Source organism: Bradyrhizobium sp. (genome assembly GCF_049798375.1).
GTDB lineage: Bacteria > Pseudomonadota > Alphaproteobacteria > Rhizobiales > Xanthobacteraceae > Bradyrhizobium.
The window spans coordinates 1-6276 of sequence record NZ_JBARGP010000472.1 but is presented as its reverse complement, the minus strand read 5'-3'; the positions used below and the strand labels follow the sequence as shown (position 1 = coordinate 6276).

At 64.8% G+C, this 6276-nt stretch carries 5 protein-coding genes; 2 read left to right on the top strand and 3 right to left on the bottom strand.

Annotation, left to right across the window (positions count from 1 at the left end; all coding sequences use genetic code 11):
• Both WA702_RS19505 and WA702_RS19500 read left to right on the top strand, forming a co-directional pair.
• A partial coding sequence (locus WA702_RS19505) for an aminotransferase class I/II-fold pyridoxal phosphate-dependent enzyme (RefSeq protein ID WP_425112176.1) occupies nt 1-415 on the top strand: 415 nt, incomplete at its 5' end.
• Nucleotides 416-655: 240 nt separating this feature from the next.
• Entirely contained in the window at nt 656-4165 is a 3510-nt protein-coding gene (locus WA702_RS19500) for a hybrid sensor histidine kinase/response regulator (protein ID WP_425112175.1), read from the top strand.
• A gap of 13 nt (nt 4166-4178) precedes the next feature.
• Here WA702_RS19500 and WA702_RS19495 read toward each other — a convergent pair whose 3' ends face one another.
• The 3 genes from WA702_RS19495 to WA702_RS19485 form a co-directional block, all read right to left on the bottom strand.
• Complete coding sequence (locus tag WA702_RS19495; protein WP_425112174.1) at nt 4179-4853, bottom strand: response regulator; 675 nt, start codon at nt 4851-4853, stop codon at nt 4179-4181.
• Nucleotides 4854-5074: 221 nt separating this feature from the next.
• Nucleotides 5075-5542 (bottom strand): secondary thiamine-phosphate synthase enzyme YjbQ, encoded by a 468-nt coding sequence (locus tag WA702_RS19490; protein ID WP_425112173.1) that lies wholly within the window; start codon nt 5540-5542, stop codon nt 5075-5077.
• A gap of 2 nt (nt 5543-5544) precedes the next feature.
• A complete protein-coding gene (locus WA702_RS19485; protein ID WP_425112172.1) occupies nt 5545-6129 on the bottom strand; it encodes a hypothetical protein in 585 nt (194 codons plus the stop codon).
• Between the last annotated feature and the right edge of the window lie 147 nt (nt 6130-6276).

The following is a 6276-nucleotide window of genomic DNA, read 5'->3' as shown; positions in this document are numbered from 1 at the left end:
CTTCATCTTCACCACCGCGCTACCACCCGCAGTGTGCTCGGCCGCGACCGCCGCGATCCGCCATCTCAAGAGCTCGAACTGGGAGCGCGAGCGCCACCAGGACCGCGCCGCGCGCGTCAAGGCGATCCTGTCCGCCGCCGGCCTGCCGGTAATGTCGAGCGACACCCACATCGTGCCGCTGTTCGTCGGCGATCCCGAGAAGTGCAAGCAGGCCTGCGATCTGCTGCTCGAACAGCACGGCATCTACATCCAGCCGATCAACTATCCGACGGTCGCCAAGGGCACCGAACGGCTGCGCATCACGCCCTCGCCCTATCACGACGACGGCCTGATCGACGGCCTCGCCGACGCGCTGCTGCAGGTCTGGGAACGGCTCGGCCTGGCGCTGAACGTGAAGCCGTTGGCAGCGGAGTAGTTCGCGAAGGCTGAAATTTCGGTAGCCCGGGTGAGCGCAGCGACCCCGGGATGGACTTTCGAAGACCCGGGTCTCGCTGCGCTCACCCGGGCTACAGACCTCCCGCTTGTCACCCGCCCCCTTTAACAACGTTCGTTGTTCCGCCCCGCAGCGGGAAGTTGGCTGTCGCCTCTCTGCTCCCGACGCGCTAGATTTGCCCGCATAACGGGATGGGACGGCGTTTGAGGAGTTTGCGCAGCGATGCTGCATGACTGGGGCGTGATCGCAGCCGCCTTCGGCTATATCGGCTTCCTGTTCTTGGTGGCGAGCCATGGCAACCGGCGACGCGCCCAGCCGCGTGGCAGGTTCAGCGGGCTGATCTACCCGCTGTCGCTGGCGATCTATTGCACGTCCTGGACCTTTTTCGGCTCGGTCGGCTTCGCCACCCGCACCAGCGTCGACTTCCTCGCCATCTATATCGGCCCGATCCTGATGGTCGGCGTCTGCACGCCGCTGCTGCGCCGCGTGATCCAGCTCGCCAAATCGCAGAACATCACCTCGGTCGCCGACCTGATCGGCGCGCGCTACGGCAAGAGCCAGGCGGTCGCCGCGATCGTGGCATTGATCGCGATCGTCGGCTCGGTGCCCTATATCGCGCTGCAGCTCAAGGCGGTCGCATCCTCGCTCGAAACCATTCTGAGCGAGGATCAGGTCTTTGCCCGCGTGCCGCTGGTCGGTGACATCGCGCTGATGGTGACGCTCGCGATGGCCATCTTTGCGGTGCTGTTCGGCACCCGCCAGAGCGACGCCACCGAGCATCAGCACGGGCTGATGCTGGCGGTCGCGACCGAGTCGATCGTCAAACTGGTCGCCTTCATCGCCGCCGGCGCCTTCGTGACGTTCTGGATGTTCTCGCCGTACGAGCTAATTACGCGCGCGATGAAGACGCCGGAGGGTGTGCGCGCGCTGGAATATGTGCCGGGCATCGGCAATTTCCTGACCATGACGCTGCTGTCGTTCTGCGCCGCGATGCTGCTGCCGCGCCAGTTCCATGTCAGCGTGGTCGAGAACGCTGACGATGCCGAGGTGAAACGCGCGCGCTGGCTGTTTCCGCTCTACCTCGTCGCGATCAATGTGTTCGTGATCCCGATCGCGCTGGCCGGCCTCGTCGCTTTCCCGTTCGGCGTCGTCGACAGCGACATGTATGTGCTGGCGCTGCCGATCGAGGGCAACGCGCCGCTGCTGTCGATCGCCGTCTTCGTCGGCGGCCTGTCGGCGGCGACCGCGATGGTGATCGTGGAATGCGTCGCGCTGTCGATCATGGTGTCCAACGACCTCGTGGTACCCCTGGCGCTGCAGCGGCTGAAGCGGGCCGGCGAGAGCAGCAAGGATTTCGGCAGCTTCGTGCTCGGCACCCGCCGCATTGCGATCTTCACCATCATGGTGATGGCCTATTTCTACTATCGCGCGCTCGGCAATGCCCAGCTCGCCGCGATCGGCCTGCTCTCCTTTGCAGCGATCGCCCAGCTCGCACCGGCCTTCTTCGGCGGCCTGCTCTGGCGGCGCGGCACGGCGCGCGGCGCGATCGGCGGCATGGTGGTGGGCTTTGCAGTCTGGCTCTACACGTTGTTCATTCCGAGCTTCCTCGACACCTCGACCGCCGGCATTCTGTTTCTGCAGCACGGCCCGTTCGGCATCGACGCCCTGAAGCCGCAGGCGCTGCTCGGCACCGACCTGTCGCCTCTGCTGCACGGCGTGCTGTGGAGCCTGTCGCTCAACATTCTCGCCTATGTCAGTCTGTCGCTGGCGCGTCGTCCCACCTCGATCGAGCTGTTGCAGGCGGATCTGTTCGTCCCCAACACGCTGACGCCGATCGCGCCGACCTTCCGCCGCTGGCGCTCGACGGTGACGGTGCAGGACATCCAGAACACCGTCGCGCAATATCTCAGCCCCGAGCGCGCCAGGGCCTCATTCGAGGCTTTTGCCACGCACCATCCGACCGCGTCCGATCCTGCCGCGCCGGCTGATTTCGAGTTGCTGCGGCATGCCGAGCATCTGATCGCGTCCTCGATCGGCGCCGCCTCGTCGCGGCTCGTGATGTCGCTGGTGCTGCGCAAGCGCACCGTCTCGGCCAAGGCCGCCCTGAAGCTGCTCGACGATGCTCACGCCGCGCTGCATTTCAACCGCGAGATCCTGCAGACCGCGTTGAACCATGTGCGGCAGGGCATCGCCGTGTTCGACGTCGATCTGCAACTGATCTGCTCGAACCGGCAGTTCGGCGATCTCCTAGGATTGCCGCTGCATCTGGTCCAGATCGGCAGCCCGTTGCGCGAGATCCTCGAATACATGGGCGAGAATGCGGACGATGAACTCGCCGATAACGAAGAACTGCTGGCGCGACGACTGGCTGCCTATACCACGGAGGGCGAGCCTTATCTGGAACGGCTGCCCGACCGCCACATGGTGATCGAGGTGCGTGCCAACCGGATGCCGGACGGCGGCCTCGTCATCACCTTCACCGACGTCACGCCGTCATTCGAGGCCGCGGAGGCGCTCGAGCGCGCCAATGCGACCTTGGAGAAGCGCGTGCGCGACCGCACCGAGGAACTGACGCGGCTCAATTCGGAGCTGGCGCTGGCGAAGAGCGCTGCCGAGGATGCCAACATCTCCAAAACGCGTTTCCTGGCTGCGGCGAGCCATGACATCCTGCAACCGCTGAATGCGGCGCGGCTCTATATCACGAGCCTGGTGGAGCAGCAGAAGCCCGGCGAAGAGTCGCGCCTGGTCGAGAACATCGACGATTCGCTCGAAGCCATCGAGGAGATCCTCAGCGCGCTACTCGATATCTCAAGGCTCGATGCCGGCGCGATGGCGACGTCGATCTCGAGCTTCAAGATGGCCGACCTGATGCGCTCGCTTGAGATCGAGTTCGCGCCGGCCGCACGCGCCAAGGGACTCGAGCTGACCTTCGTGCCCTGCTCGCTGCCGGTCGAGTCCGATCGGCTGCTGCTGCGCCGGCTGCTGCAGAACTTCATCTCCAATGCGATCAAATACACCCCGCAGGGACGCGTGCTGGTCGGCTGCCGGCGCAGTGGCCGGTCGCTGCGGATCGGCATCTATGACACCGGCGTCGGCATCCCGGTGCAGAAGCGCGGCGAGATCTTCAAGGAATTCCACCGCCTCGAACAGGGAGCTCGAATCGCGCGCGGCCTCGGGCTCGGCCTTTCGATCGTCGAGCGGATCGCGCGCGTGCTGAAGCATGACATTGCCCTGGACTCCCATCCGGCCGGCGGCTCGGTGTTCGCGGTGACGGTGCCGGTCGCCAAGGCGATCAACCACACCGCGGCTGTGACCAGCGCGACACCGCTCGCCAAGACTCCGATCAGCGGGGCGCGGATCGTCTGCATCGAGAACGATCCCGCCATTCTCGACGGCATGAAGACGCTGCTCACCGCCTGGGACGCCGTGGTCATCGCGGTATCGGATCCCGAATCGGCAATGGAAGCGATCGAGGCGGCCAGCGACACCGTCACCGGGCTCCTGGTCGACTACCATCTCGACCGCGGCAACGGGATCGCGGCGATCCGCGACATCCGCCGCCGTTTTGGCGAGGCGATCCCGGCGATCCTGATCACCGCCGACCGCAGTCCGCATGTGCGCGCCGCCGCGCGTGAGGAAAATATCGCGGTGCTCAACAAGCCGGTGAAGCCGGCCTCGCTCCGCGCTCTGCTCGGGCAATGGCGCATCCAGCAGATGGTCGCGGCGGAGTAATCCGATCCGCGCGTCACTTGCCCGTCGGCGTGTCCTGCCGCCAGGCTGAGCCCGCGATCTTGGCCGCCGCGATCACGGCCTGGGTGCGGCTCTCGACGCCGAGCTTCTGCAGGATCGCCGAGACATGCGCCTTGATGGTGGCCTCGGAGACGCCGAGCTCATAGGCGATCTGCTTGTTGAGCAGCCCTTCCGACAGCATCATCAGCACCCGCACCTGCTGCGGGGTCAGCGTCACCAGCCGGTCGCGCAGTTTGGTCATGTCCGGATCGGCGGCTGCATTGAGGTCGGTGTCCGGCGGCACCCAGATCTCGCCTTCCATCACCTTCAGAATCGCGTCGCGCAGGGTGTCGACCCCGAACCGCTTCGGGATGAAACCGGAGGCGCCGAAATCGAGCGAACGCCGGATCGTGGCGCCGTCGTCGGTCGCCGACACGATCACGACCGGGACCGCCGGATATTGCGCGCGCAGATAGATCAGACCGGAGAACCCGGAAATCCCGGGCATGGTGAGGTCCAGCAGGACCAGATCGACCTCGGCGTCCTTCTCCAGCAGTGCGGTGAGATCCTCGAACGAGCCGGCTTCGTCGACGATGGCCGTGCTCACGACGCTGGCGACCGCCTGCCGCAACGCATTGCGAAACAGCGGATGATCATCAGCGATGACAAGACGGGTGTTGGCAGGCGCCATTCTTCGAATTCTTACAGATCGCAGTCTAAAGGGATTCCATCAAACCGCCGTCGTGCGAAGTCGCGACGCGTGGTTTTCCGAAATACTCCTCCCCTGGGACATTGCATGCAAGCATGCAATTCACCTGATGAATAAAGCAGTTAATCCGCCTCTTGTGCACCGCAGCACCCATCCATGCGTGTCGATTCGCCGCACCTGTGTTGCGAATACCCAAGCACCCATCAGACAGCACCCATAAACTGCAGCACGATCTCGCGTTGGTGCGGCCGGACGCGATGCTCGATCAGATAGATCGCCTGCCAGGTGCCGAGCATCATCCTGCCGTCGCGCACCGGAACCTGCAGCGAGGCCGATGTCAGCATAGTCTTGATATGGGCGGGCATGTCGTCCGGCCCTTCGGTGTCATGCACCCAGCCGGCATTCTCCGGCGCCAGCCGCGACAGTGCCGTGGCGAGATCCTGCAGCACGCTGGGATCGGCGTTCTCCATGATCGTCAGCGACGCCGAGGTATGGCGGATGAAGACGGTGACCGCCCCTTCCCTCGCCCCGGCCTGGCCGAGAAAGGCCGCAACCTCCCGCGTCAGGTCGATGAAACCGCGGCCGGAGGTGCGCACCGTTAGCATCGACGTGACAACCGTATTGAACGTGACGGTCGACGGCGCACTGTGCGATACGGCTGTTGTGGACATTCTCAGATCTTCCCTGACATGTCTTTCTGGACTCGGCTGGCCATATCGAGCAACCGCCGCCAGGCCTGCTCCGCAAACGACATCATGCGATCCATGTCCTGATCGCTCGGCAGCGGAATCTCGATCTTGCGCGACCCATCGGACGACTTCGGTCCCGCGGGATTGATCTCTGCAGATTTCGGCCCGGCCTTCGGCAATTGATCCGATTTCGGCAGCGCCTGGTCCTTCGGCAAGGTTTCGTCGGTCTTGCCGGTGACGGTCTGGTCGCGCGAGGCGAGCTGCGCCTTCAGCCGTCCGTTCTCTGCCTGCAACCGGCCGATCTCGGTATCCATCGCGGCGCGCTCGTCCGGCACCGTATAGCACGACCACCCGATGCCGGCCTCGTTGCGGCACGTGGAGATCGATCCCGTCCTGGTGTCGAGCCGGATCACGCCATCAGGCGTGGTCGACATGGTGTAGCGGCCATTGTCGCCGTCGGGCGCAACCTGTTCGGCTGCCACAGGCCCGGTCATGCAGGCCGCGGCGACCATGGCTGCGACAAAGCCGCGCCGTGGCGACGTCAATTCGATCGATGTTCGTGCGTTCATGACGCTGCTCCCACCTCAGCTAAGGCATCCCAGTCGCTGCGCTTGCGCTCGAATTTTGTCGCGCGCGTGGTTGCTTCCCGAACCTCCCGCCCCTGATTTTCGACCTGTGCTTTTCGACCTGGGGTGAGGACGCCGCGATTTCAACGC

Coding starts and splice junctions, on each gene's coding strand:
- WA702_RS19500 (WP_425112175.1), top strand. CDS start 656: ATGCTGCATGACTGGGGCGTGATCGCAGCCGCCTTCGGCTATATCGGC.
- WA702_RS19495 (WP_425112174.1), bottom strand. CDS start 4,853: ATGGCGCCTGCCAACACCCGTCTTGTCATCGCTGATGATCATCCGCTG.
- WA702_RS19490 (WP_425112173.1), bottom strand. CDS start 5,542: ATGTCCACAACAGCCGTATCGCACAGTGCGCCGTCGACCGTCACGTTC.
- WA702_RS19485 (WP_425112172.1), bottom strand. CDS start 6,129: ATGAACGCACGAACATCGATCGAATTGACGTCGCCACGGCGCGGCTTT.